We start from the raw sequence: 23028 nt of genomic DNA, 5'->3' as shown, positions 1-23028 counted from the left end.
ATTCAACTATACCATTGATCAACTGATCTGTTGAGTAAGATAGGCGCGTGTGCGGTATCCGTCAAGCCCCGTACGCTCGGGGCGTGGATGCGGGCGAGTCGGATCGGGCACCGATAGGGGTCGGGCCCTGGCCGGGTGGGCCCGCGGCGTGGCCCTCCGATCCGCGGTACGACCCGGAGCTGCTGGAGCACGGCGACACGCGCAACGTCGTCGACCGGTACCGGTACTGGCGTCTCGACGCGATCGTCGCCGACCTCGATGGGCGCCGGCATCCGTTCCACGTGGCGATCGAGAACTGGCAGCACGACCTCAACATCGGCTCGATCGTGCGCACCGCGAACGCGTTCACGGCGGAGGCCGTGCACATCGTCGGCAACCGGCGCTGGAACCGGCGCGGGGCGATGGTGACCGACCGCTACCAGCACGTGCTGCAGCATCCGACGATCGACGACCTCGTCGCGTGGGCGCGCGAGCGGGGGCTGCCGATCGTGGCGGTCGACAACACGGACGGCGCGGTGCCGGTCGACGAGTTCGCTCTGCCCGAGCGTTGTGTGCTGCTGTTCGGGCAGGAGGGCCCGGGGCTCACGGCGGCGGCGGTCGCGGCCGCGGATGCGCACGTCGAGATCCGCCAGTTCGGATCGACCCGCTCCATCAACGCCGCCGCGGCCGCCGCGATCGTCATGCACGAATGGATCCGCGCCCACGCGGCCCCGCCCTCCCTCCCCTGAGGGGTCGCAAACTGTCCAAGACACGGCGTGTCTGGCGCAGTTTGCGACCCCTCAGGGGAGAGAGCGCCGCGCGGGAGCGCGGGCCGATAGGGTGGGGTGTAATCCCGTCCGCGTCCCGAGGGAGAAGCTATGCCCGCGATCGTGCTCATCGGCGCCCAATGGGGCGATGAAGGCAAGGGCAAGGCGACCGACCTGCTCGGCGATCGCGTCGACTACGTCGTCAAGTTCAACGGCGGCAACAACGCCGGACACACCGTCGTCGTCGGCGACCAGAAGTACGCGCTGCACCTGCTGCCGTCGGGCATCCTCAGCCCGGGCGTGGTGCCCGTGATCGCCAATGGCGTCGTCGTCGACATCGAGGTGCTCTTCGATGAGCTCGAAGCGCTCAGCGCTCGCGGCGTCGACGTCTCCAAGCTCCTCGTCTCGGCCAACGCCCACGTGATCACCGCGTACCACCGCACCATCGACCGCGTCACCGAGCGCTTCCTCGGCAAGCGTCAGATCGGCACCACCGGCCGCGGCATCGGCCCCGCGTACGCCGACAAGATCAACCGCGTCGGCATCCGGATCCAGGACCTCTTCGACGAGAACATCCTGCGTCAGAAGGTCGAAGGCGCCCTCGACCAGAAGAACCACCTGCTGCTGAAGGTCTACAACCGCCGCGCGATCGCGGTCGACGAGGTGGTCGACGACCTGCTCTCGTACGTCGAGCGCCTGCGCCCGATGGTGGCCGACACCGGCCTTGTGCTCAACCAGGCGCTCGACGCCGACAAGACAGTGCTCTTCGAGGGCGGTCAGGCCACCATGCTCGACGTCGACCACGGCACCTACCCGTTCGTCACGAGCTCCAACGCGACGAGCGGCGGCGCCGCCACCGGATCCGGCGTGGCACCCAACCGCTTCGACCGGGTCATCGCGGTCGTGAAGGCCTACACGACCCGCGTCGGTTCCGGCCCGTTCCCCACGGAACTCCTGGCGCGCGAGGGCGAGTGGAGCTACACGGCCGAGGCGGGCGAGTTCCTGCGGAGCGCCGGATTCGAGTTCGGCACGACCACGGGGCGCCCGCGCCGAACCGGCTGGTACGACGCCCCGATCGCCCGGTACGCGGCCCGCGTCAACGGAGTCACCGACTTCGTGCTCACGAAGCTCGACGTTCTCACCGGCCTCGAGCGCATCCCGGTCTGCGTCGCTTACGACGTGGACGGCACGCGCTTCGACGAGGTGCCGGTGAACCAGTCCGACTTCCACCACGCCGCGCCGATCTACGAAGAGCTCCCGGGGTGGAGCGAGGACATCACCGGTGCGCGCAGCTTCGCCGACCTCCCGAAGGCGGCACAGGACTACGTGGTCGCGCTCGAAGAGATGTCCGGATCGCGGATGTCGGCGATCGGCGTCGGCCCCGGCCGCGACGCGATCGTCGTGCGCCACGACCTCATCTAGCGGGGTCATCCGGTCGCTTCCCGCGACGCTCGCCCTGCCTCGATTCAGAAATGCAGGAGATTCTTGCCGCGAACGGGCCTGGATCCCGGATCCGCGGTCAGCGGAGGGCGGATCTCCTGCATTTCGGGGATGAGGGGGCGATGAGCCCGGTGATCCGACGGCGGGTGACATCGGCGCGCGGGAGGGTGCCGCCGACACGGGATGATGGTGGGGTGGATGCGACCCAGCCCGAGCGCGAGCCGCTCGTCGGCCGCTTCGTGCGGCTCGACCCGTTCAGCTATGACGACCTGCCCGGCCTCTGGGCGGCACTCGGCCACCCCGAAGTCTTCGCGGGCGGATACGGCGGCGGACCCGCGGGGCTGCCCGCCGACGAGGCGGCTTTCGCCGAGTGGGCGCCCGGGTACTTCCCGCACGAGCGCGGCAATACCTACGTCGTGCGGCTCATCTCCGGTCCCCATGCGGGCGAAATCGTGGGGGCGTCGAGCCTCGCCGACTTCGACCTCGCCAACCAGACCGCCCACATCGGCTGGACCGCCTACTCGCCCCGGGTGTGGGGCACCCAGGTGAACGTCGAGGCGAAGCTGCTCATGCTGGGCCTCGCGTTCGAGCATGGATTCGGCCGGGTGAAGCTGCAGGCCGACTCGGTGAACTCCCGCTCGCGCGCCGCGATCGAGAAGCTCGGAGCGCGTTTCGAGGGCGTGCACCGCCGCGACCAGCGCCGCCCCGATGGCACGTGGCGCGACACCGCGGTCTTCTCGGTGCTCGCCGAGGAGTGGCCCGAGGTGCGCGCCGGGCTGGAGCGCCGCCTCGAGGACTGGGGCGAGCGTCCCGTGCTCTACCGCTCGATGCCCTCCGCCTGAGCCTCGCCCTCGCCGCCCGCCTCCGCCGCGTCGATTGCACGCGCGGCCGTGAGCGCGGTGAGCGCCGCCGCGGCCGACCACGCCTGGGGGCGACAGGCCGCCGGATACGGGATCGGCCGTGCCGTCTCGCTCGCCGGGTCGCCGGAGTGCAGCTCCGGCATCCGGTAGCCGAACCCTTCGGCCGCCGCCGCGAGCCCGTTCACGAGCGACCCGGCGACGTCGAGGTGCCCCTCGGCGACCAGCCCGCGGATGGCGATGGCCGTGTCGTGCGCCCACACCGATCCGCCGTGGTAGCTGAACGGCCAGTAGCCGGCCGAGTCCGTCGACATCGTGCGCAGGCCGTAGCCCGAGTCGAGCACGGGCGATCCGAGTCGGGCTGCGACGAGGCGCGACTGCTCCGCGTCCAGCAGACCGGTACCGAGCAGGTGCCCGAGGTTCGAGGTGACCGTGTCGACCGGGCGCTTCGCGGCATCGAGGGCGATCGCCGGGTACGGTCCCAGATCGCCCGTGATCGCCGGGTCGGTGATCCAGAACTCCTCGTGGAACCTTTCGCGCAGGCGCGCAGCCCAGGCACGCCATCCGGCGGCGCGATCCTCGGCGGACGCACCCGCCGCATCCGCCCCGCCGAACCGCTCGAGCAGCTCGGCACCCGCGAGGGCCGCCTGGTAGGCGTACGCCTGCACCTCGCAGAGCGCGATCGGTCCCTCGGCCAGACGCCCGTCGCGCCACTGCACGCTGTCGCCCGAGTCCTTCCACCCCTGGTTGGCGAGGCCGTGACCGGAGCGGTCGATGTACTCGAGCAGGCCGTCGCCGTCCGCGTCGCCGTGGTCGCGCATCCACCCGAGGGCTGCCTCGAGCGCGGGCATCAGCTCACGCACCTCCGATTCGGCGAGGCCCGCCTGCCACGCCTCGTGCAGCAGGCACACCCAGAGCGGCGTCGCGTCGACGGTGCCGTAGTAGAGCGGCGGCAGGACGGTGCCGTCGTCGACCACGAGGCTCTGGCGGCGGATCTCGTGCATGATCTTGCCCGGCTCCTCAGCCGTGGCGTCGTCGCGCTGGCCACCCTGCAGCCGCGCGAGCACGTGCAGGGTGTCGCCCGCGAGCCGCACGCCCCACGGCAGCAGCAGGCGGGCGGCCCAGATGGAGTCCCGGCCGAAGAGGGTGAAGAACCAGGGCGCGCCCGCGGCGAGGAATTGCCGCTCGGGGTCCACGGCGAGGGTCATACGCAAGGCGTCGAGGTCGTCGAGCGCGCGCGCCCCCCAGCGCGCGAGGCGCGGGTCGGTGCCGGAGAGGTCGGGGTCGCCCCAGGGGCGCGGCAGGTGGGTGCCGCGCACGGCGCCGCCCGCGTCGGTGAAGCCGATGCGCCATGAGACCGACGCCGATCCGCGTGCGGGCACGGCCAGTTCGGCGGTGAGTCGGATGCGGTGCCCGTCGAGGGCGAGCGCGAACCCCTCCGCGTCGAGTGCGGCGCTCACGCCGTCGCCCGACCAGCTTGCGCGTGCGCCGTCGAGGGTCACCTCGGGTGCCGCACCCGCGGCGACGCCCTGTTTGAGTGCGTCGACGAAGGTGGCGTCCGGTTCGATCAGCACTTCGATGCGGGCGGTGACCGGCTGGTCGTGACGGGTCCGGACGGTGAGCGTCTCGCTCCAGTCCTCCGGCCCCACGCGCCGGTCGATCGCGAGCCGCACGCCCGGATCGGGCGTCGGGTCGTCGAGCTGACGCAGCAGCGCGTGGATCGTCACGTGGTCGGCCGCGTCGACGCTCGTCCCGAGGTGCTCGGCGGTGGCACCGCCGACGCGGACGTCGAGCTCGCGCACCAGCCGCACATCCGAGAACGCGACGCCGTGGATCGGGCGTGCGCCCATCGATCCGTCGGGTGCCGACCACAGCTGGGTCGGGGCGCGGAGCACGACGAGCTCGTCGTGGAGCAGGGGCTGGAGCGGAGGCGTGGTCATGGGACTCCTCGGGAGGGCGGGATTGAGGTCGGTCAGAGAGGTCAGAGGGGGAGGATGACGATGCGGCCGGTATCGACGCGCGCCGCGAGCGGCTCGTCGAGGCTCGCGATCGCGATGGCGATGCGGTCGCCGTCGGGATGGACGGCGCAGTCGTAGCAGCCGACGGGCCCGGCTCCCGGGCCGTCGGGGATCGCGGGAGCTCGATGGATCGACCGGGGACCGTCGGCGCCGATCCTCACGACCTCACCCGCGAAAGCGAGAGCGACATGGACGATGCCGTCCGGTCCGATCGAGAGCCCGTCGGGGCCTGCGCCGGGTGCGAGGGCGACCTCGCGCAGCCGGACCGACGCCTCGGCGTCGAGCACCGACACCCGGTCGGCGAAGGTCTCGGCGACCACGAGGGTTCCGTCGGCGGCGCGCTCGCAGCCGTTCGGGAAGACGAGCTCGGCGGCCGTCTCGGCGCAGGTGCCGTCGGGATCGATGCGCACGAGGCGGGAGGCGCGCGGCGCATCCGTCTCGGGGTCGAATCCGTAGCCGCCGACCCAGGCCGTGCCGTCCGGGTCGACGTGCATGTCGTTCGCCGGGTGCTCCATGAAGGAGCTCAGGTCGGCGTGCGTCGTGACCGTGCCGTCGGATCCGCGGCGCAGCACCCGACGCCCACCCGTGTCGACGACGAGCAGGTCGCCGCCGAGCCCCCCACCGCCCGGCAGCCACCCGATCCCGCCGGGCACCTCCGGTCCGCCGGATGCCTGATCGAGCACCGTCTCGGCAGGCTCACCGGGCGTCCAGCGCATCACGCGACCGCGGAACATGTCGCTGAACCAGAGTGCGCCGTCGCGCCAGCGCAGCGCCTCCGGGAAACCGAGTCCCTCCAGCACCGCGAGCGGGGTCGCATCGATCGTCATGGTGGTCCTAGAAGGTTGTCGTGAGACCGCCGTCGACGGTCACCACCTGGCCGGTCGTGTAGCTGTTCTCGCGCGAGGCGAGGAACGCGACAGCGGGCGCGATCTCCTCGGGCAGCGAGCCTCGACGCAGCGGCAGCCGCCCCGAGTCGAGGTACTGGGCGCGGAACTCGTCGGTGTCGGTCTCGTCGACGCCGTCGGGCAGGAGGCTCATGGGGGTCCGCACGAATCCGGGTGCGACGGCGTTGACGAGCACCCCGTGCGGGGCGAGGTCGAAGGCGGCGGAGCGGGTGGCGGCCTCGAGTCCGGCCTTCGCGACGGCGTAGGCGAGGGCGCTCGGCTGCGCGAAGCGGGCGTGCACGCTCGTGATGTTGACGATGCGCCCGAAGCCCTGCTCCACCATCCCGGGCGCGACGAGCGCGGTGAGCTCGATGGGCGCCTCGAGGTCGATGGCCCAGAGCGCGCGCCAGTCGTCGAGGCCCGAGTCGAGCACGGAGCCCGCCCGCCACACCCCGGCGACGTTGACGAGCACGTCGATGCCGCCGAGTCGTTCGCGTGCCTCGGCGATCGCGGCGGATCGCGCGGCCGGGTCGGCCAGGTCGGCGGCGACGATGCCGTCGGCCGCCGCGCGGTCGATGCCGAGCACGTGATCTCCGCGCGCGGTGAGGTGTGCGGCGATCGCGTGCCCGATGCCGCTCGCGGCTCCCGTCACCACGGTGCGCAGGGTGGTCATGCGGCGTCTCCTTCCTGCCAGCGGACGCGGAGCCGGCAGCTCCAGCGGATGTGCTGCCCCGGAGCGAGTTCGAGGATCCCCACGTCGTGGGCGGTGCCCGCTCCGTGCGGTGTCGTGGTCGGCTCGATGCCGAGCGCGTGCACCTGGCCGTCCCACGGGGGATCGGGGGTGGCTCCGAGCTCCTCCCAGAGGAGCGCGTGGGCGAAGGCGTCGCCCTCCCACGAGACCTCGACCGAGACGTGGTCTCCGCGGATCCCGAGCGATCGCGGCACGGGGACGGTCAGCGCGGCGACACGGGCCGGGGTGCGCTCGTCGACGCTCGCCCACGCCTCATCAGCTTCGCCCGGCCAGGCGAGCGCATCGCCCGCGGGGTGGCCGGCGTAGTCGAGCGGCGCGACCCGGGTGCCCTCGGGGGGAACGATCTCGAGCGCACCGGCGAGCACGTCCTGCCCGAGCACGAGGTGCTCGGCGATGGCGACGCGTCGTGGCGTGGGGCCGGCGTTCCACGCCTCGGTTCGCGCTTCGAGGCCGTCCTCGTGGAGCGTCCAGTTGCGGCGCGCCCCGATCCTATCGCCCTCCCACGCGAGCCACGCGCGTGTGCGGTCCTGAGCGAGCACCTGCCACGCGGCCTGCGAGGCGACCCCGTGGAAGCCCTGTGCGATCGCCGCGGAGGTGTCGGCTTGACCCGCGGTGGGGAAGCACAGCTGCCATCCGCCGCGCCACGCACGCACCCAGTCGTCTTCGGTGACGGCGACCGGGCGGGCGCGCTCGGCCTCGCCCGCGACGCGGGTCGTGCTCAGCACGTCATGTCCGCTGACCCGCAGCGAGGCCGCCACGGCGCCCTCCTCAGGAAGGATGCGTGCGGCGCAGCCGCCGCGGGTCAGCTCGATCACGTCGTGTCCGAGCCGGGTCTGCGCTCGTGCTCGCCGCCGAGCGCGGCGATGAGCGAGCTCTTGCCCTCGAGCACGGCGTCGAGCATCGCCTCCGCCGCCTTCTCGCCCTCGCCGCGGTCGATGGCGCGGTAGATCTCGGCGTGGCTCGCGACGTCGTCGACGAGTCCGGCGGGGTCGGCGACCTCCTGCTGGATCGTGAAGGTGAGGTACATGAAGTCGGCGATCACGTTGCCGAACTGCCGCATGAGCACGTTGTGGGTCGCCGCGTACACGGCGAGGTGGAACTCGACATCGGCGTGCGCGTACGCCTCGACCGAGTCGGTGGAGGCGTCCATCGTGCGCAGCGCATCCGCGATCCGGCGCAGGTCGGCCATGCCCGCGCGACCGGCGGCGAGGCGGGCAGCGGCCGGCTCCATCACCTGACGCACCTCGACGAGGTCGCGCATGACGACCTCGCCGAGCCCGACATCGCTGTGCCAGCGCAGGATGTCGGTGTCGAAGACGTTCCAGAGGTCCTGCGGCCGCACGCGCGTGCCGACCTTCTGGCGGATGTCGACGAGCCCCTTCGCGGCGAGCACGCGCATCGCCTCGCGGATGGAGGTGCGGCTGGCCTCGTGCTCCTCCGTCAGCTCCGCTTCGCGGGGCATGAGGTCGCCCGGCCGGTAGCGTCCGCTGATGATCTGCCGGCCGATGGCGTCGATGATCTCGCCCTGGCGGCCTCGCATGGCGTAGCCGGTGCTGCGGTCGGAAACGATCTCGGCCATGAGGAACCTCTCGTGAGCGCGGTACCGCGGGGCGGTTAAGCGGATTTCCTCACGTTAGCCGTCGCCGTCGGGCTCGCGTAGACCGGGGCCCCGTCGATGCGGATCTCCACCTCGCGCAGGTAGGGCCGGATCGCGTCGAGGTCGACGTCGATGCCGAGACCGGGAGCGTCGGGGGCGCGGATCTCGCCATTCGCGTCGAGGGCGAGGTGCTGGACCGAGATGTCGAGGGCGAGCTGCTTGGGCTCGACCGGGAACTCGCAGATGCGGTGATCCGCGAGCCCGGCGAACGGCTGGAGCGAGGCCGAGAGCGCCAGGTGCGAGGTGAAGGTGTGGTTCACGAACGTCACCCCGCGCGCCTGGGCGTGGCGGGCGACCCGCAGGGCCGGCCCGATGCCGCCGATGCGCGCCGTGTCGACCTGCACGAAGCTGATGCCGCCGAAGTCGATGAGGTTCTCCGCCATCTGCGGGGTGTGGGCTCCCTCGCCGCCGGCGATGCCGACGGTCCGGGCGCGGGATGCGAGCGCCGAGTATGCGGCGAACGCGTCAGGGAGGAAGGGCTCTTCGAGCCAGACGGCTCCGGATGCCTCGAGTGCGTCGAGTCGCGCGGCCGCCGCCTCCACGTCTTCGCCCCAGACCTGTCCGGCGTCGACGAGGAGCACGCCGTCGTCGCCGAGGCCTTCGCGCGCCGCGGCCACGTGATCCGCGTCGTCGGCGACAGAGCCCTCGCCGTATCCGCCCCAGCCGAGCTTCACCGCGCGGAAGCCGCGCTCACGGGCGGCGCGGGCGCGCTCGAGGGTGTCCTGTGCGGTCGTGCCGCGGAGCATCGAGGCGTACGGGGTCTTGGGGTGGTTCTCGGTGTAGCCGAGGAGGCGCCACACGGGCTCTTCGCGCATGCGGCCGAGGAGGTCCCACAGGGCGATCTCGATGCCCGACCATGTGTGGGCGGCCTGCAGGAGGTCCATGCTGTTGCGCTCGACGAGCGCGGCGATCCGCGCGATGTCTTCGGGGCCGTCGAGGCGCTCACCGAGCACGCTCGCCGAGACGGGCTGACACACACCGTGCGATCGGGGTGCGACGAACGCGGCGATCGAGGTGAGGGGCGACGCCTCACATTCGCCCCAGCCGATGTATCCGCCGGCGGTGACGCGCACGAGCAGGGCGTCCTGGCTGCCGTCAGCCTCCAAGGTGACGTGCGGCATCGCGGCGTAGAAGAAATCCACGGAGTCGATGTTCATGCTGTGCTGCTGCCTTCGTTGGCGGGACACGATCCCCCGCGCGGACGGTACTTGCGGAGCTGGGTGGTGCGCCCGCATCGGTGATTGGTATGACCTTAGCACGGCTGTGCTCGATCACTATGGACCAATTCAGGGTAGAAATCTGTCGCAAATCGCGCTAGGTATGATCTAATGATGTCGGAACGTGGTGGCGAACAGCCGCCCCGAACTGGAAGCTGAGGGACGGCGATGTCACCGGATTCACGTAGAGAGGCGCAACCGCGCTGCTCCGTGCGCTTCCGGGTCGCGCCTCATGCCTCCCCCACCCTCGTCGGCACACAACCCGATGTGCCGCACCCGCGTGCGACGGCAGGTGAGCGTCATCGCAGACGCTCCACCGAACGTGTGCGCATATCCGCGTCGGCCCGGGTCGACGTCACCCTGAGGAAGGACACACAGCAATGAAGATTCGCAAAGCGGGGGCGATGCTCCTGACGTTCAGCGTCATCGCTGGTCTGAGCGCATGCTCTTCCGGCGACGACACGGACGGCCCGGTCGAGATCGTGGTGTGGGACACCGGACTTCTCGCCAAGAACAACGAGGACGGCTCGGTGGGCGACAACTCGTTCCTCCACGCCGCGGCCGAGAAGTTCGAGGACGAGAACCCCGGCATCACCATCGACATCGTGCAGCAGGGCGGTGACATCAGCGCCAACGCCGCCCAGTTCCAGGCCGCGTCGATCGCGGGTAACGGCCCCGACATCCGCGTGCAGTACGCGGGTGGACCGACGCTCTCGTTCGAGGACTTCTTCGTCGACCTGAGCGACGTCTTCGACCAGGAGACGCTCGACGACATCACCGGCTGGGACACGGTCCGTGCCGGATACGACACCGACGGCGCGATCCTCGCGCTCCCGTACGGCTCCGGCTCGTACTTCACCGTCTTCTACGACAAGGACCGCCTCCGCAACGCCGGCATGGACCCCGACGTGGAGCCCACCTCGTGGGAGGAGATGCTCGAGATCGGCGAGGAGTACACCGCAGCAACCGGCGCCGCTCCGATCTGGTTCGCGAACCTCGAGGGCTACGTCGGCGCCTGGGTCGTGGCGGCTCTCGCCGGCGGCGAGCTCGGCAGCTCGGCCTTCACCGACATGTACCGCGGAGACACGAAGATCGACAGCCCGGAGATGGCGGCGGCCTACCAGACCTATGCCGATCTCTACGCCGACGGTCTCACGAACCCCGACGCCGGTGAGGTCTCCAACGGAGACAACCTGTCGGGCTACCTCGCGGGCGACCAGCTCTACTACTTCTCCGGAATGTGGGACGACGTCGTCGTGACCGAGAACATCAAGGACCCGGGCGTCTTCTTCATCCCGATGCCGGAGGACTCGGCCTACACCTCGGTCGCCGCGGGCGGCCCGAACGTGGCGGTCTCGGTCACCAACTACTCCAAGCACCAGGAGGAGGCCGAGGAGTTCCTGAAGTTCCTCGCGCAGCCCGAGATCCAGGACATGTACGTGGAGATGTACCAGGTCGAGCCGTCGAACAGCCGGTCGGCCGACCCGAGCGTCATCCAGAACCCGCTCCTGCAGGAGCAGGCGGCTGAGCTGCAGAACATCGAGACGTTCGTCTACCCGTTCGACAACGTCATGCCGCAGGCGGTGATCGACCTGTTCTACCGCCTCAACGCGAGCACGTTCCTCGGAACGACGACTCCGGACAGCGCCGTAGAGCAGCTCCAGGCGGCCCTCGACGCGGAGCAGCAGTGACCCTCGTCCACAAAGCGGGCGCGGCGGCCGGTCACCCGGCCGCCGCGCCCCGGCCGCGCAAGTCGGCGATGAAGCGGCGCGAGCGCACCGTCGGGTTCCTCGCGGTGCTCCCCGCGCTCGTCGTCGTCGTCGGCTTCATGCTGTATCCGACCCTCTTCGCGCTCTACATCTCGTTCACGAAGACGAACGGCATCTCGTTCAAGTGGGTGGGCCTCAACAACTACGTGCAGTTGCTGACCGATCCGCTCGTGCACACCGTCTTCATCAACAACCTGAAGTTCCTGGTGTCGATTCCCCTCGTGATCTTCCTCGCGCTGATCGTCTCGGTTCTCATGTTCGAGCGGATCCGCGGGTGGAAGTACTTCCGAGTGATCTTCTTCCTCCCGAACGTGCTCTCCGCCGTCGTCATCGGTGTGATGTTCAAGCAGCTGTTCGGCTACTACGGCGTCGTCAACACGATCGTCGTCGGCCTCGGCGGTGAGCGGATCGAGTTCTTCACGAACGGATCGCTCGCGATCATGGTGATCATCCTGGCCCTCGTGTGGTCCGGATTCGGCTACCAGGCGCTGCTCCTGCTGAGCGGTCTCGAGGCGATCGACCCCGCGGTCTACGAAGCCGCCGCCCTCGACGGCGCCGGATGGTGGAAGCGACTCTGGTACATCACCCTGCCCAACATCCGTCGGGTCCTCGGGTTCGTGTTCATCATCAACGTGCTCTATACCTTCAGCTCGCTCTTCGGGTTCGTGTTCGTCATGACGGCCGGCGGCCCGGGATACGACACGACCACGATCGACTACCTCGTGTATCTCAAGGCGTTCTCGACCTCGAACCTCGGACCGGGTGCCGCGCTCGCCGTGCTCCTGTTCGTGTTCATCGGCATCCTGACCGTCCTGCAGAACCGCGCGTTCCGCATCCAGGAGGACTGACCCGTGACAAGCCTCAATTCGCGCGTCCGCTGGCCGATCTTCCTGCTGCTCGTCCTCATGGCGGCGACGATCATCTACCCGCTGTTCTTCCTCGTGTCGTCGTCGTTGCGCACCAACTCGGACTACCTGAACAATCCGCTCGGGTTGCCCAGTTCGATCAGCTTCGAGAACTTCGTCGTCATCTGGAACACGTACGGCGCCGGCCCGGCCTTCCTCAACAGCCTGTACGTCGTGACGATCGCGATGATCATCACGATCCTGCTGTCGACAAGCGCGGGCTACGCCCTCGCGAAGCTCCCGGTGCCGGGCGCGAAGCTCATCACCGGGTCGTTCGTCTCGGTGATGCTCATCCCGGGACAGGTGCTGATCCTCCCGATCTACCTGATGCTCTCGCGCCTCGGGCTCGTGGGCGACTTCTCGGGCCTGATCGTGGTCTACGTGGCCACGAGCCTGCCGTTCGCCGTGTTCTTCCTGTCGGTGTCGTTCCGCGCGATCCCGGATGAGCTGCTGGAAGCCATCCGGCTCGACGGCGCCGGGTTCTTCCGGACGATCCGGTCGCTCATCCTGCCGGTCGGCGGTTCGAGCATCGCCACTCTCGCGGTGCTGCAGTTCCTCGGCATGTGGAACGAGCTGCTGTACGCGTTCATCCTGCTGCCGGACGACAGCAAGCGACTGCTGACGCCCGCCCTCGCCCAGATCGGCGACCGGTACCTGAACCAGCAGCCGCTCGTCTCGGCGGGCCTGCTGCTGACGGCGTCCGTGCCGATCCTCCTGCTCGTGCTCGCCTCGCGCTACGTGATGCAGGGCCTCGCCGCGGGCGTGAGCCGCTGACCCCCGCCCGCGCGGGTGGCGACGGGCCTCAGGCCTCGAACCACCCGCGCGGATGCTGGGTCGCGTCGATCGGCTCGGTGCGCGTCACGGGGGCGGCCCAGCGCACACCGTTCGCCAGCACCCGGCGGATCGCGGGGTGGTGGTAGACGGGGTATTCCTGGTCGCCGGGCGAGAAGTAGAACACCTTGCCGAGACCGCGGCGCCAGGTCGCGCCGGAGCGGAACACCTCGCCACCCGTGAACGACGAGATGAAGACGAGCTCGTCGGGCGTCGGGATGTCGAAGAACTCGCCGTACATCTCCTGCTGGTCGATGACGATCGGGTCGGGAACGCCCTCGGCGATCGGATGCGTGGGGGCCACGGTCCACACCAGTTCGCGGTCGCCGTCGTTGCGCCACCGCAGCGAGCAGGTCGTGCCCATGAGCTTGCGGAAGATCTTCGAGTAGTGCGCCGAGTGCAGCACGAGCAGCCCCATGCCGCCGAGCACGGCGTCGTACACGCGTTGTACGACGGCGTCGTCGACTCCCGGGTGGTCCTCGTGGCCCCACCACAGCATCACGTCGGTCGTGTCGACCACCTCGGCGGGGAGCCCGTGCTCGGGCTGATCCATCGTCGCGATCCGCACCTCGACCTCACTGCCGAGCAGCTCCTCGAGGCCTGCGGCGATCGCGCCGTGCATGCCGTCGGGGTAGAGCTCGACCGTGCGCGAGCCGGCGCGCGTCTCGTGGATGTTCTCGTTCCAGACGGTCACGCGCAGCGGCGCGGAGGCGGTCACAGCACGACCTCCCGTCCCTCGGCGGCGGAGCGGTAGCAGGCGTCGAGCACCTCGGTGCGGTGCAGTGCGAACTCGCCGTGGTGTCCTGACCAGTCGCCCGAGCGCACGATGTCGACGAACTCGGCGATCACGGTGGGGTGCTCGGAGCCTGCGACGTGGACCTCGGGCGCGATCGTGAGGTTCACACCCGCCTGGTCGCGGTAGATGCGCAGGGTGTCGTCGGTCTTGTAGCGCGGCACGAAAAGGCGGATCCCGGCGTCGACGCCCAGCAGCTCGATCGAGATGTCCTCGTCGTCGACGGTGTGACCCGCCCAGCTGATCTCGAAGGCGACGCTCGAGCCGTCTTCGAGTCGGAGGAGCGCGCTCGCGAGGTCCTCGACCTCGAAGAGGCCGGTGTCGCTCGCCATCTGCTCCTGCCGGTTCATGGCGCCGTACCCGGCGCGGCCGAGCTCGCCGTGGGTGACGGCGCTCACTGCGACGACCCGCGGCTCGCCCATGAGGTAGAGCAGCGAGTCGAGCACGTGGGGCCCGAGGTCGATGAGTGCGCCGCCTCCTGCGAGTGTGGGGCTCGTGAACCACGACCGGAGGCCGGGGATGCCGGCACGGCGCTTCCACGAGGCGCGCGCGTGATAGATACGACCAATACCTTCGGTCTCGATATAGGAGCGAGCGAAGCGCACGTCGGCGCGGCGGCGGTAGTTGAACGCCACCTCGAGCACGCGGTTCGCGCTGCGGGAGGCGTCGACCATCTCGCGCGCCTCGGCTGCGGTGAGCGCGAGGGGCTTCTCGCAGAAGACGTGCTTGCCGGCGCGCAGTGCGGCGAGGCTCACCGGCGCGTGGAGCACGTTCGGGGTGGCGACCGAGACGACGTCCACATCCGGCAGGGCTACGAGGTCCTGCCAGTCCTCCACGAGGTGCGGGATCTGATGGGCGGCGCCGAGGGATGCGAGGCGGTCGGTCTCCTTGCCGGCGAGCGCGACGACCTCGACTCCCGGGATCCCGAGGAACGAGGTCAGGTGCGTCGTGCCGGCGTAGCCGAGCCCGACGACACCGACGCGGAGGGGCTGAGAGGACGAGGGCGACGGATGGGTCACGATGCTTCTCCGATGAAGGACTCGAAATGGCACTCAGCCATTAGGTATGATGAAATAACTCTACCGTGAGGACCCGTCGATGACCAACGCAGCGCTGCGTGCCCGCCCCCAGGATGGTGGCCTCCTCTCCGTCCTGTTCGGCGAGGCTGCGATCAGCACGACCGCCCCGATCACCGTCGACGCGAACCGTCGCACCGTCTCCACGTGGAGCTCGTGCGAGGTCCGCGAGTCGGGCGACACTCTCGAGATCTTCGGCTCCCTCGATGGCGCCCCCCTCGATGCCCGCTGGAGCGCTCGCCGCATCGCGGGCGAGGACGTCTTCGAGTTCTCGCTCGAACTGCGCAACACCTCGTCCGCTCCGGTGTCGGTCACCCGGATGGACCCGCTCGCGCTGCTCGTCGGCGGCGACTGGACGACGCACTCGTACTGGAGCGGCTGGGGCGACGAGTTCCGGCCGCGCACCGGTCGCAGCGCGCACGACCTCGTGCTCGAGAGCCGCGCGGGCCGCAGCTCGCACGGCATGTCGCCGTGGCTCGGACTCGAGCGTGCGGATTCCGCGGTGGTCGTGAGCCCCGCGTGGAGCGGCAACTGGCACATCCACGCGATGTCCGGAGGCAACATCACGGCGGGCATCTCGCCGTGGCAGTTCGAGGTCGTGCTGGCACCCGGCGAAGCCGTTGACGCGCCGAGCGTCGTGGTGGCCGTCGCATCCGACCTCGACGAGGCGGGCCTCGCCATCCAGCGCGCAGCCGGCGCGGACTGGATGCCGCGCACCGCCTTCACCGACAGCGTCCCCGTCGAGTGGAACCACTGGTGGCCCTACGAAGACCAGGAGGTCACCGAGCAGGTCATCTTCGACAACGCGCGGATCGCCGCGGACCTCGGCATCGCGGTCGCCACGGTCGACGCGGGCTGGTTCGGTGCCGCCGAAGCGGACACCTCCTGGAGCCAGCAGCGCGGCGACTGGACGCGCATCAACACCGCGCGCTTCCCCTCGGGTCTCGTCGCGCTCGGCGACGGCATCCGGGCGGCGGGCGCCCTGCCCGGCATCTGGATCGAGGCCGAGGCGGTCGGCTACGCCTCGCAGCTGCGCCGCGAGCATCCGGAGATCATGGCGCACGCGGTCGACGGCCGCCGCCCCGACCCCTCCTACGGCGTCATGACCGAGTCGCTCGACCCCGACGACCCGACGTTCCTCGGCTACGTGTGCCTCGGATCCCCGGCGGGCCGTGAGCACGTGCTCGGGTCGATGTCGTGGCTCGTCCAGCAGGTGGGCGCCCGGTGGATCAAGCTCGACTTCAACGTCGACCCGGATGCCGGCTGCACCCGCACCGACCACGGCCACGGCGCGGGCGACGGCCTGTTCCGCCACTACGAGGGCCTCTATGAAGTGCTGCAGCAGTTCCGCGAGCGCCACCCGGAGGTGCTGCTCGAGTCGTGCTCGTCGGGCGGGCTCCGCTTCGACCTCGGCATCGCGCGCCAGGTGCACGGCAGCTTCTTGAGCGACCCCGACTACACCGAGCACCACCTCGAAGTGCTGTGGGGCGCTGCGCGCTTCATGCCGCCCGCGGGGATCCTGCACTGGTCGTGGTCGCAGTGGCGCGGCGACTTCCCCGGCAATCAGAAGGACTGGGCAAGCGTCGAGGTGCCCGAGTTCGACCGGATGCTGCGCGCCGCGATGCTGCACCGCTTCGGTGTGAGCCTGCGCCTGACCGAGCTGCGGCCGGAGCTCGCGGATCGGCTGCGGGAGCACGTGCGCCTGTTCCGCGAGGTGGTCACGCCGTTCGTGCGGGACGGCGTGCTGCGGCCGCTCACCGCTCCGCCGGAGCGGGGCGGCTTCGGCGAGCGCGTGCCCGTCGCCCAGCTCGATGCGGGCGCGCGGCACCTCATCGCTGCCTTCGACCTCGATGACGGCGCTGCCGTGCACGTCGCCCCTCGCGGCCTCGACCCGGAGGTGAGCTATCGAGTGACCGACCTCGCCACCGGTGCCGAGCGCGTCGCCGCGGGATCCGAGCTCGCTGCGGGGTGGACCCTGAGCGACGGCACCGATCCCGCCACCCGTTCCTGGCTGCTGCTCGTCGAGCCGGCCGCCTGATCCGGAAGGACACCATGCACGACGATCGCGAGCTCGTCGAGGCGCGCCTCGACCGGTTCCTGCGCGACCATCTGCGTCCCGCGCTCTACCGCGATGCGCGTCCGCTGCAGGCGACCGCCTGGCAGGTGCCGCGGGAGCCGGTGCCCTTCGCCGAGGCATCCACGCAGGTGTTCACCCCGGTTCCGCTCGGCTGGAAGTGGGGGCGGGCGTGGTCGACGGTGTGGCTGCGGATCACCGGCGAGCTGCCTCGCGAGTGGATCGACTCCCCCCAGCCCGGCACGCGCGCCGAGATCCTCATCGACTTCGGCTACAACCGCTCGCGCAGCGGCTTCCAGGCCGAGGGGCTCGCCTATCGCCCGGATGGCACCCTCATCAAGTCGATCGCGCCGATGAACTCGTACCTGCCGTGGTCTGCCGCCGACGGCCCGATCGACGTGTTCGTGGAGGCCGCCGCCAACCCGGATGTCGCGGGCGACTACGACTTCGACCCGACGCCGTACGGCGAGTGGGACACCGCGCCCGACGAGCCGCTCTACGAGCTCAAGCAGCTCGAGGTGGCGCTCATCGACGAGACCGTCTGGGAGCTGCTACAAGACGTCTGGACCCTCCGCGGCCTCATGCTCGAGCTGCCGGTCACCTCGTCGCGGCGGCATGAGCTGTTGCGCGCTCTCGAGTCGATGCTCGACGTGCTCGATCCGGACGACATCCCCGGCACGGCCCAGGCCGCACGCGACGCCCTCGCCGACGTCGCCGCGCGACCCGCGCATGCCTCCGCGCACCGCGTGGTCGCGACCGGGCACGCCCACATCGACTCCGCGTGGCTCTGGCCGCTGCGCGAGACGGTGCGCAAGTGTGCACGCACCTTCACCAACGTGATGGCGCTCATGGACGAGCACCCGGACTTCGTGTTCGCGTGCTCATCGGCGCAGCAGTACCAATGGATGAAGGAGTACCACCCGCAGGTATTCGAGCGGATCCGCGAGAAGGTCGCCGCGGGGCAGTTCGTGCCCGTCGGCGGCATGTGGGTCGAGTCCGACACCAACATGCCCGGCTCCGAGGCGATGGCCCGGCAGTTCATCGCCGGCAAGCGCTTCTTCCTCGAGGAGTTCGGGGTGGACTGCGAGGAGGCCTGGCTGCCCGACTCGTTCGGCTACTCGGGCGCGCTTCCGCAGATCGTCGCCGCGGCGGGCGAGCGCTGGTTCCTCACCCAGAAGATCTCGTGGAACCAGACCAACAAGATGCCGCACCACACCTTCCGCTGGGAGGGCATCGACGGCACGCGCGTGTTCACGCACTTCCCGCCGGTCGACTCGTACAACTGCGAGATCTCGGCGGCCGAGCTCGCCCACGCGGAGGCGAACTTCAGCGAGAAGGGACGCGCGACCGTGTCGCTCGCGCCGTTCGGCTGGGGCGACGGCGGCGGCGGCCCGACCCGCGAGATGATCGCGGCCGCGCACCGCACCGCCGACCTCGAAGGGTCGCCCGCCGTGCGCATCGGCACGCCGCGCTCGTTCTTCGAGGAGGCGGAGGCCGAGTACCCCGACGCCCCCGTCTGGAACGGCGAGATGTACCTCGAACTGCACCGCGGGGTGTTCACCTCGCAGCTGCGCACCAAGCAGGGCAACCGCCGCAACGAGGCGCTGTTGCGCGAGGCCGAGCTGTGGGCGGCCACCGCATCCGTGCGCACCGGCTTCGCGTATCCGCAGGACGAGCTCGACCGGGCTTGGCAGACGGTGCTGCTGCTGCAGTTCCACGACATCCTGCCGGGTTCGGCGATCGCGTGGGTTCATCGCGAGGCCGAGCGCCGTCATGCCGAGGTGAGTGCAGTACTCGAGCGCATCATCGCGGAGGCGCTCTCGGCGCTCGCCGGTGACGGCGACGACGAGCTCGTCGTGAACGCCTCGCCCTTCGCCCGCGGAGGCGTGCCGCCGCTCGCCGCCGCCCCCTCCGCATCCGCAGCCCCCCTTGGGGAGGATGACGCGCCGCCCCCGACCGAGTCCCAGCTCGCCGGCGGCGTGTCGTCCTCCCGAAGCACCATCGGGGACGTGCTCGACAACGGCATCGTGCGCGCGGTGATCGACGACCACGGCCACCTCGTGTCGCTCGTCGCTCATGCCGACGGCCGCGAGGCGATCCCCGCCGGGGAGCCCGCCAACGTGCTGCGCCTGCACCGCGACCTGCCGAACCTCTGGGACGCCTGGGACCTCGACGCCCACTACCGGCGCACCGTCACCGAGCTGACCGAGGTCGCCGAGCGGCGCATCGAGCACGCCGACGACGGATCGGTCGCCGTCGTGACGGTGCGTGTACTGGGTGCCGAGCGGGAGCAGCCCTCGACCATCACCCAGCGCCTCGTGTTGCGCCCGGGCGCCGACGCGATCGAGATCGAGAACCTCGTCGACTGGCACGAGCGCGAGAAGATCCTGAAGCTCGCCGTGCCGCTCGATGTGCACGCGGATCGCATCGCGGCCGAGACGCAGTTCGGCCACATCTTCCGCTCCACGCACGTGAACACCAGCTGGGATGCCGCACGCTTCGAGGCCTGCCAGCACCGCTTCGTGCACATCGCGGAGCCCGGATACGGGGTCGCGATCGCGAACGACTCCACCTACGGCTACGACACCGGCCGCCACACCCGCGCCGACGGGGGAACGACGACCACCGTCCGCTTCTCGCTGCTGCGGGCGCCGCTGTTCCCTGATCCGGAGTCGGATCAGGGCGAGCACATGATGCGCTTCCGCATCCGGCCGGGTGCCGCGATCGGCGACGCCGTCGCCCTCGGGTTCGACCTGCAGAACGCGCCGCGCCGCATCTGGGGCACCGCGTTCGCGCCGCTCGTGACGTCGAGCGATCCGGCGGTCGTCGTGCAGACGGTGAAGCTTGCGGAGGACGGCAGCGGCGACGTGGTCGTGCGGCTCTACGAGTCGCGCGGCGGGCGGGCGCGTACGCGCATCCGTCTCGATGCGGCCGCCCGAAGCGTCGAGCTCACCGACCTGCTCGAGCGTCCGCTGCCAGAGCAGGAGGGCATCGCCGGTTCGACCGCTGAGGTCGAGCTTCCCTTCCGGCCGTTCCAGCTGCGCACGCTGCGCTTCCGGATGCCGCGATGACCCCGCGCCCGCAGCCGCTCGACGATCTCGGGGCGCCGCTCGGCCTGCTGCCGACCGCTCCGACGATGACGACGAGCGCCCGCGTGATCGAGCTGAGCGGCCACGGCGGACCGCACGAGTGGCGGTTCCGGTGGTCCGCGACCCCGGTCGACGACGGCTTCGAGCGGCCCGACTACGACGACTCGGCGTGGGGCGGCGTGCTCGTGCCGGCGAGCTTCGTGATGCCCGCACTCGACGGGGTGATCGGCGCCCCACACGGCGCGCCCGCCTACACGAACGTGAGGTACCCGTTCCCGCTGGATGTGCCGCATCCGCCGGATGCGAACCCCGCGGGCGACTACCGTCTCCGGTTCGCGCTCGACGAGGTGCCCCCGCGCGCGGAGTTGCGCTTCGACGGCATCGAGGGCGCCGGGACGGTGTGGCTCAACGGGGTGCTGATCGGCTCGACCCGCGGCAGCCGCCTGCCGTCGTCGTTCGATGTCTCGGGGGCCCTCGCCGCCGACAACGTGCTCGCGGTGCGCGTGCACACCTTCTCTGCTGCGTCGTACCTCGAGGATCAGGACGAGTGGTGGGCGCCGGGGATCATCCGCGCCGTCACGCTGCGTGAACGACCATCGGACGGCGTGGACGCCGTGCGGGTGCGGGCCGATTGGGTGGATGGCGTGGCCCTGCTGCGTGTCGAGATCGACACCGCCGCCACGGATGTGGTCGTGTGGCTGCCGGAGCTCGGCATCCAGGTCACGCCGGGAGTGGACACCCCGCTGCCCGGCGCAGCACCCTGGTCGGCCGAGTCGCCGTGCCTGTGGCGTCTGCGCGTCGGAACCCCGGGCGAGACGGTGGAGCTGCGCATCGGGTTCCGCACGATCGAGATCGTCGACGGCGTCTTCCGGGTGAATGGCGCCCCCGTGCGATTCCGTGGGGTGAACCGGCACGAGCACCATCCGCGATTCGGGCGGCACGTTCCCGCCGAGGTGTTGCGCGAGGAGCTGCTGCTCATGAAGCGCAGCAACGTGAACGCGATCCGCACTTCGCACTACCCGCCGGATCCGGCGATGCTCGCGCTCGCCGACGAGCTCGGCTTCTGGGTGATCGACGAGTGCGACTTCGAGACCCACGGCTTCGGCGATGCCGCGTGGCGGGGGAACCCCACGGACGATCCGAGGTGGGAGTCGGCGCTCCGGCACCGGGCCGCCCGGATGGTCGAGCGCGACCGGAACCATCCGTCGATCGTGCTCTGGTCGCTCGGGAACGAGGCGGGCGTCGGCCGGAACCTCGCGGCGATGGCCGACGAGATCCGCGGGCGCGACGACACCCGACCGCTGCACTACGAGGGCGACCAGAGCTCGGCGGATGTCGACGTGTGGTCGCGCATGTACGCGAGCCACGACGAGATGGAACTCATCGCGCGCCGCGCGGAGCCCCCGCTCGACGACCCCGCCCTCGATGCGCGGCGCCGCGCGATGCCGTTCGTGCAGTGCGAGTACGCCCACGCGATGGGCACCGGCCCCGGCGGACTCACGGAGTACCAGGACATTTTCGACTCGTCCGATCGGATGATGGGCGGGTTCATCTGGGAGTGGCTCGAGCACGGCATCGAGGCGACGCTCGACGGCATGCCGGCGACGGCATATGGCGGTGACTTCGGCGAGCCGGTGCACGACGGCAACTTCGTGATCGATGGGCTCGTCGCCGCCGACCGCACCCCGCGGGCCCAGCTCGCCGACCTCGCGCAGGTGTTCGCGCCGGTGGCGATCTCGATGGGAGAGACGCTTGTCGTCCGCTCGCGCCTCGACCACACGGATACCGCGCACCTCGTGCTCCGATGGCGGATCGAGAGCGGCGCGAGGGTGATCGCGACCGGCGAGCTGCCCGCCGATCCGATCCCACCGCGCGGCGCGGTCGAGCTCGATTGGCCGGTGGCCGTCGCGTCCGCTCTGGCGGAGCCGGGGAACGTGGTCGTGGTCGAGGCGGTCGACGCCCACCAGCGCCCGTGGGCGGATGCGGGCGCGGTGGTCGCACGGGTCGCCCGGTCGACGGTCGATGCCCCGACGGCTCGCCCCGCCGCCCTGTCCGTGCCCGACGGCACGCTCGACCTCGACGCGCTCCAGCTTGATCCGCGCACCGGAGCGGTAACCGCCATCGGCGGTGTCGAGGTGCAGGACTGGCGCCTCGAGCTCTGGCGCGCCCCGACCGACAACGACCGCGGCGTCCCGTGGGATCTGCCGGAGCTGGCACCGGCTGCGGACCGCTGGGCCGCGCTCGGTCTCGACCGGCTGGTCTCGCGGCTCGTCGGCATCGAGCGCGAGCCGGGCCGAGTGGTCGTGCGTACCCGGGTGGGTGCCGCAGCCACCGACGCCGCAGTCGACATGACGTGCACGTGGACCGCGGCCGAGGGCGGGCTCCGGCTCGACCTCGCGCTCGATCCGATCGATGGGGTGCCCGCCGAGTGGGCGCGTGCCGGGATCTCGTTCGCCCTTCCCGCCGCTCCCGATCGGATGGCGTGGCAGGGTCGCGGCCCTGGCCCCGCCTACCCCGACACCGGCCAGGCGGCCGTGCCCGGGTGGTTCGAGGCGAGCGTCGACGAGCTGCAGGAGTGCACCGTCCGCCCCCAGGAGGCGGGGGCGCGTGCCGAGGTGGCGTGGCTGCGGCTCGACTCGGCATCCGCTGGCCCGGCATCCGCCGCGCTCGAGGTGACGGCCGACCCCGCCGTGGCGGTCACTGTGCGCCCCTGGTCGACCGAGCACCTCGCGGCGGTCGAGCACGACCACCTGCTCCGCACGGACGGTCGCACCCACGTGGTGCTCGACCTCGCCCAGGAGGGCGTCGGCACGGCCGCGTGCGGGCCGGGCCCGTTGCCTGCGTATCGACTTCCGGCACGAGCGTTGCGTGGGGCGTTCACCTTCCGCACCGACCGGGCCCGCGAATCATGACAGAGAGAA

The 23028-nt window shown here is 70.7% G+C and carries 17 protein-coding genes; 9 read left to right on the top strand and 8 right to left on the bottom strand.

The annotated features are described in order from the left end of the window. Positions 1-83: 83 nt before the first annotated feature. The 3 genes from FVQ89_RS02240 to FVQ89_RS02230 all read left to right on the top strand — a co-directional run bounded on the left by FVQ89_RS02240 (position 84) and on the right by FVQ89_RS02230 (position 3028). Positions 84-728, top strand: a complete 645-nt coding sequence (locus FVQ89_RS02240) for a TrmH family RNA methyltransferase (protein ID WP_147900293.1) — start codon at positions 84-86, stop codon at positions 726-728. A gap of 129 nt (positions 729-857) precedes the next feature. Next, on the top strand, positions 858-2168 hold the full coding sequence (locus tag FVQ89_RS02235; protein WP_147900292.1) for an adenylosuccinate synthase: 1311 nt from the start codon (positions 858-860) through the stop codon (positions 2166-2168). Positions 2169-2380: 212 nt separating this feature from the next. Further along, entirely contained in the window at positions 2381-3028 is a 648-nt protein-coding gene (locus tag FVQ89_RS02230; RefSeq protein WP_147900291.1) for a GNAT family N-acetyltransferase, read from the top strand. Here FVQ89_RS02230 and FVQ89_RS02225 read toward each other — a convergent pair. Genes FVQ89_RS02225 through FVQ89_RS02200 form a run of 6 tightly spaced genes read right to left on the bottom strand, consistent with a single transcriptional unit; the run spans position 3004 to position 9510 of the window. Next, entirely contained in the window at positions 3004-4983 is a 1980-nt protein-coding gene (locus tag FVQ89_RS02225; protein WP_147900290.1) for a glycogen debranching N-terminal domain-containing protein, read from the bottom strand. The genes FVQ89_RS02230 and FVQ89_RS02225 overlap by 25 nt on opposite strands. A 41-nt stretch (positions 4984-5024) precedes the next feature. Continuing rightward, a complete protein-coding gene (locus FVQ89_RS02220) occupies positions 5025-5888 on the bottom strand; it encodes an SMP-30/gluconolactonase/LRE family protein (RefSeq protein ID WP_147900289.1) in 864 nt (287 codons plus the stop codon). Between the two features lie 7 nt (positions 5889-5895). Next, on the bottom strand, positions 5896-6618 hold the full coding sequence (locus FVQ89_RS02215) for an SDR family NAD(P)-dependent oxidoreductase (RefSeq protein WP_147900288.1): 723 nt from the start codon (positions 6616-6618) through the stop codon (positions 5896-5898). Continuing rightward, positions 6615-7511, bottom strand: a complete 897-nt coding sequence (locus tag FVQ89_RS02210) for a hypothetical protein (RefSeq protein WP_147900287.1) — start codon at positions 7509-7511, stop codon at positions 6615-6617. The genes FVQ89_RS02215 and FVQ89_RS02210 overlap by 4 nt, the downstream gene beginning before the upstream one ends. Next, positions 7508-8275 carry a FadR/GntR family transcriptional regulator gene (locus tag FVQ89_RS02205; RefSeq protein ID WP_147900286.1) on the bottom strand — a complete coding sequence of 256 codons (768 nt, stop codon included), beginning with the start codon at positions 8273-8275 and terminating at the stop codon, positions 7508-7510. The genes FVQ89_RS02210 and FVQ89_RS02205 overlap by 4 nt, the downstream gene beginning before the upstream one ends. A 35-nt stretch (positions 8276-8310) precedes the next feature. Next, positions 8311-9510, bottom strand: coding sequence for a mandelate racemase/muconate lactonizing enzyme family protein (locus FVQ89_RS02200; protein WP_147900285.1), 1200 nt, complete (start codon positions 9508-9510; stop codon positions 8311-8313). A 440-nt stretch (positions 9511-9950) separates the two neighbouring features. Here FVQ89_RS02200 and FVQ89_RS02195 point away from each other — a divergent pair, with 440 nt between their 5' ends. From FVQ89_RS02195 to FVQ89_RS02185, 3 genes are read left to right on the top strand one after another with little or no spacing between them, the layout of a single operon-like run. Continuing rightward, a complete protein-coding gene (locus FVQ89_RS02195) occupies positions 9951-11261 on the top strand; it encodes an extracellular solute-binding protein (protein WP_147900284.1) in 1311 nt (436 codons plus the stop codon). Beyond that, positions 11258-12187, top strand: a complete 930-nt coding sequence (locus tag FVQ89_RS02190) for a carbohydrate ABC transporter permease (RefSeq protein WP_147900283.1) — start codon at positions 11258-11260, stop codon at positions 12185-12187. Before FVQ89_RS02195 ends, FVQ89_RS02190 begins: the two co-directional genes overlap by 4 nt. A 3-nt stretch (positions 12188-12190) precedes the next feature. Then, entirely contained in the window at positions 12191-13018 is an 828-nt protein-coding gene (locus FVQ89_RS02185; RefSeq protein WP_147900282.1) for a carbohydrate ABC transporter permease, read from the top strand. A 28-nt stretch (positions 13019-13046) separates the two neighbouring features. Here the strand turns inward: FVQ89_RS02185 and FVQ89_RS02180 are convergent, their stop codons facing one another. Both FVQ89_RS02180 and FVQ89_RS02175 read right to left on the bottom strand, forming a co-directional pair. Further along, a complete protein-coding gene (locus FVQ89_RS02180; protein ID WP_255513370.1) occupies positions 13047-13793 on the bottom strand; it encodes a ThuA domain-containing protein in 747 nt (248 codons plus the stop codon). Further along, on the bottom strand, positions 13790-14887 hold the full coding sequence (locus tag FVQ89_RS02175) for a Gfo/Idh/MocA family protein (RefSeq protein ID WP_147900281.1): 1098 nt from the start codon (positions 14885-14887) through the stop codon (positions 13790-13792). The genes FVQ89_RS02180 and FVQ89_RS02175 overlap by 4 nt, the downstream gene beginning before the upstream one ends. A 79-nt stretch (positions 14888-14966) precedes the next feature. Here FVQ89_RS02175 and FVQ89_RS02170 point away from each other — a divergent pair, with 79 nt between their 5' ends. From FVQ89_RS02170 to FVQ89_RS02160, 3 genes are read left to right on the top strand one after another with little or no spacing between them, the layout of a single operon-like run. Next, a complete protein-coding gene (locus FVQ89_RS02170) occupies positions 14967-16982 on the top strand; it encodes an alpha-galactosidase (protein WP_147900280.1) in 2016 nt (671 codons plus the stop codon). 14 nt (positions 16983-16996) lie between these two features. Continuing rightward, the gene (locus FVQ89_RS02165; RefSeq protein ID WP_147900279.1) at positions 16997-20089 is read left to right on the top strand and encodes a glycoside hydrolase family 38 C-terminal domain-containing protein; all 3093 of its coding nucleotides are present in this window, start codon (positions 16997-16999) and stop codon (positions 20087-20089) included. Further along, positions 20086-23019: a glycoside hydrolase family 2 TIM barrel-domain containing protein gene (locus tag FVQ89_RS02160; RefSeq protein WP_147900278.1), complete on the top strand. Its 2934-nt coding sequence runs from the start codon at positions 20086-20088 to the stop codon at positions 23017-23019. The genes FVQ89_RS02165 and FVQ89_RS02160 overlap by 4 nt, the downstream gene beginning before the upstream one ends. Positions 23020-23028: the final 9 nt, after the last annotated feature.

Origin of the sequence: Homoserinibacter sp. GY 40078 (assembly GCF_008017545.1) — a bacterium.
Classification (GTDB): Bacteria; Actinomycetota; Actinomycetes; order Actinomycetales; family Microbacteriaceae; genus Homoserinibacter.
This window is presented reverse-complemented; position numbering and strand designations above follow the sequence as displayed.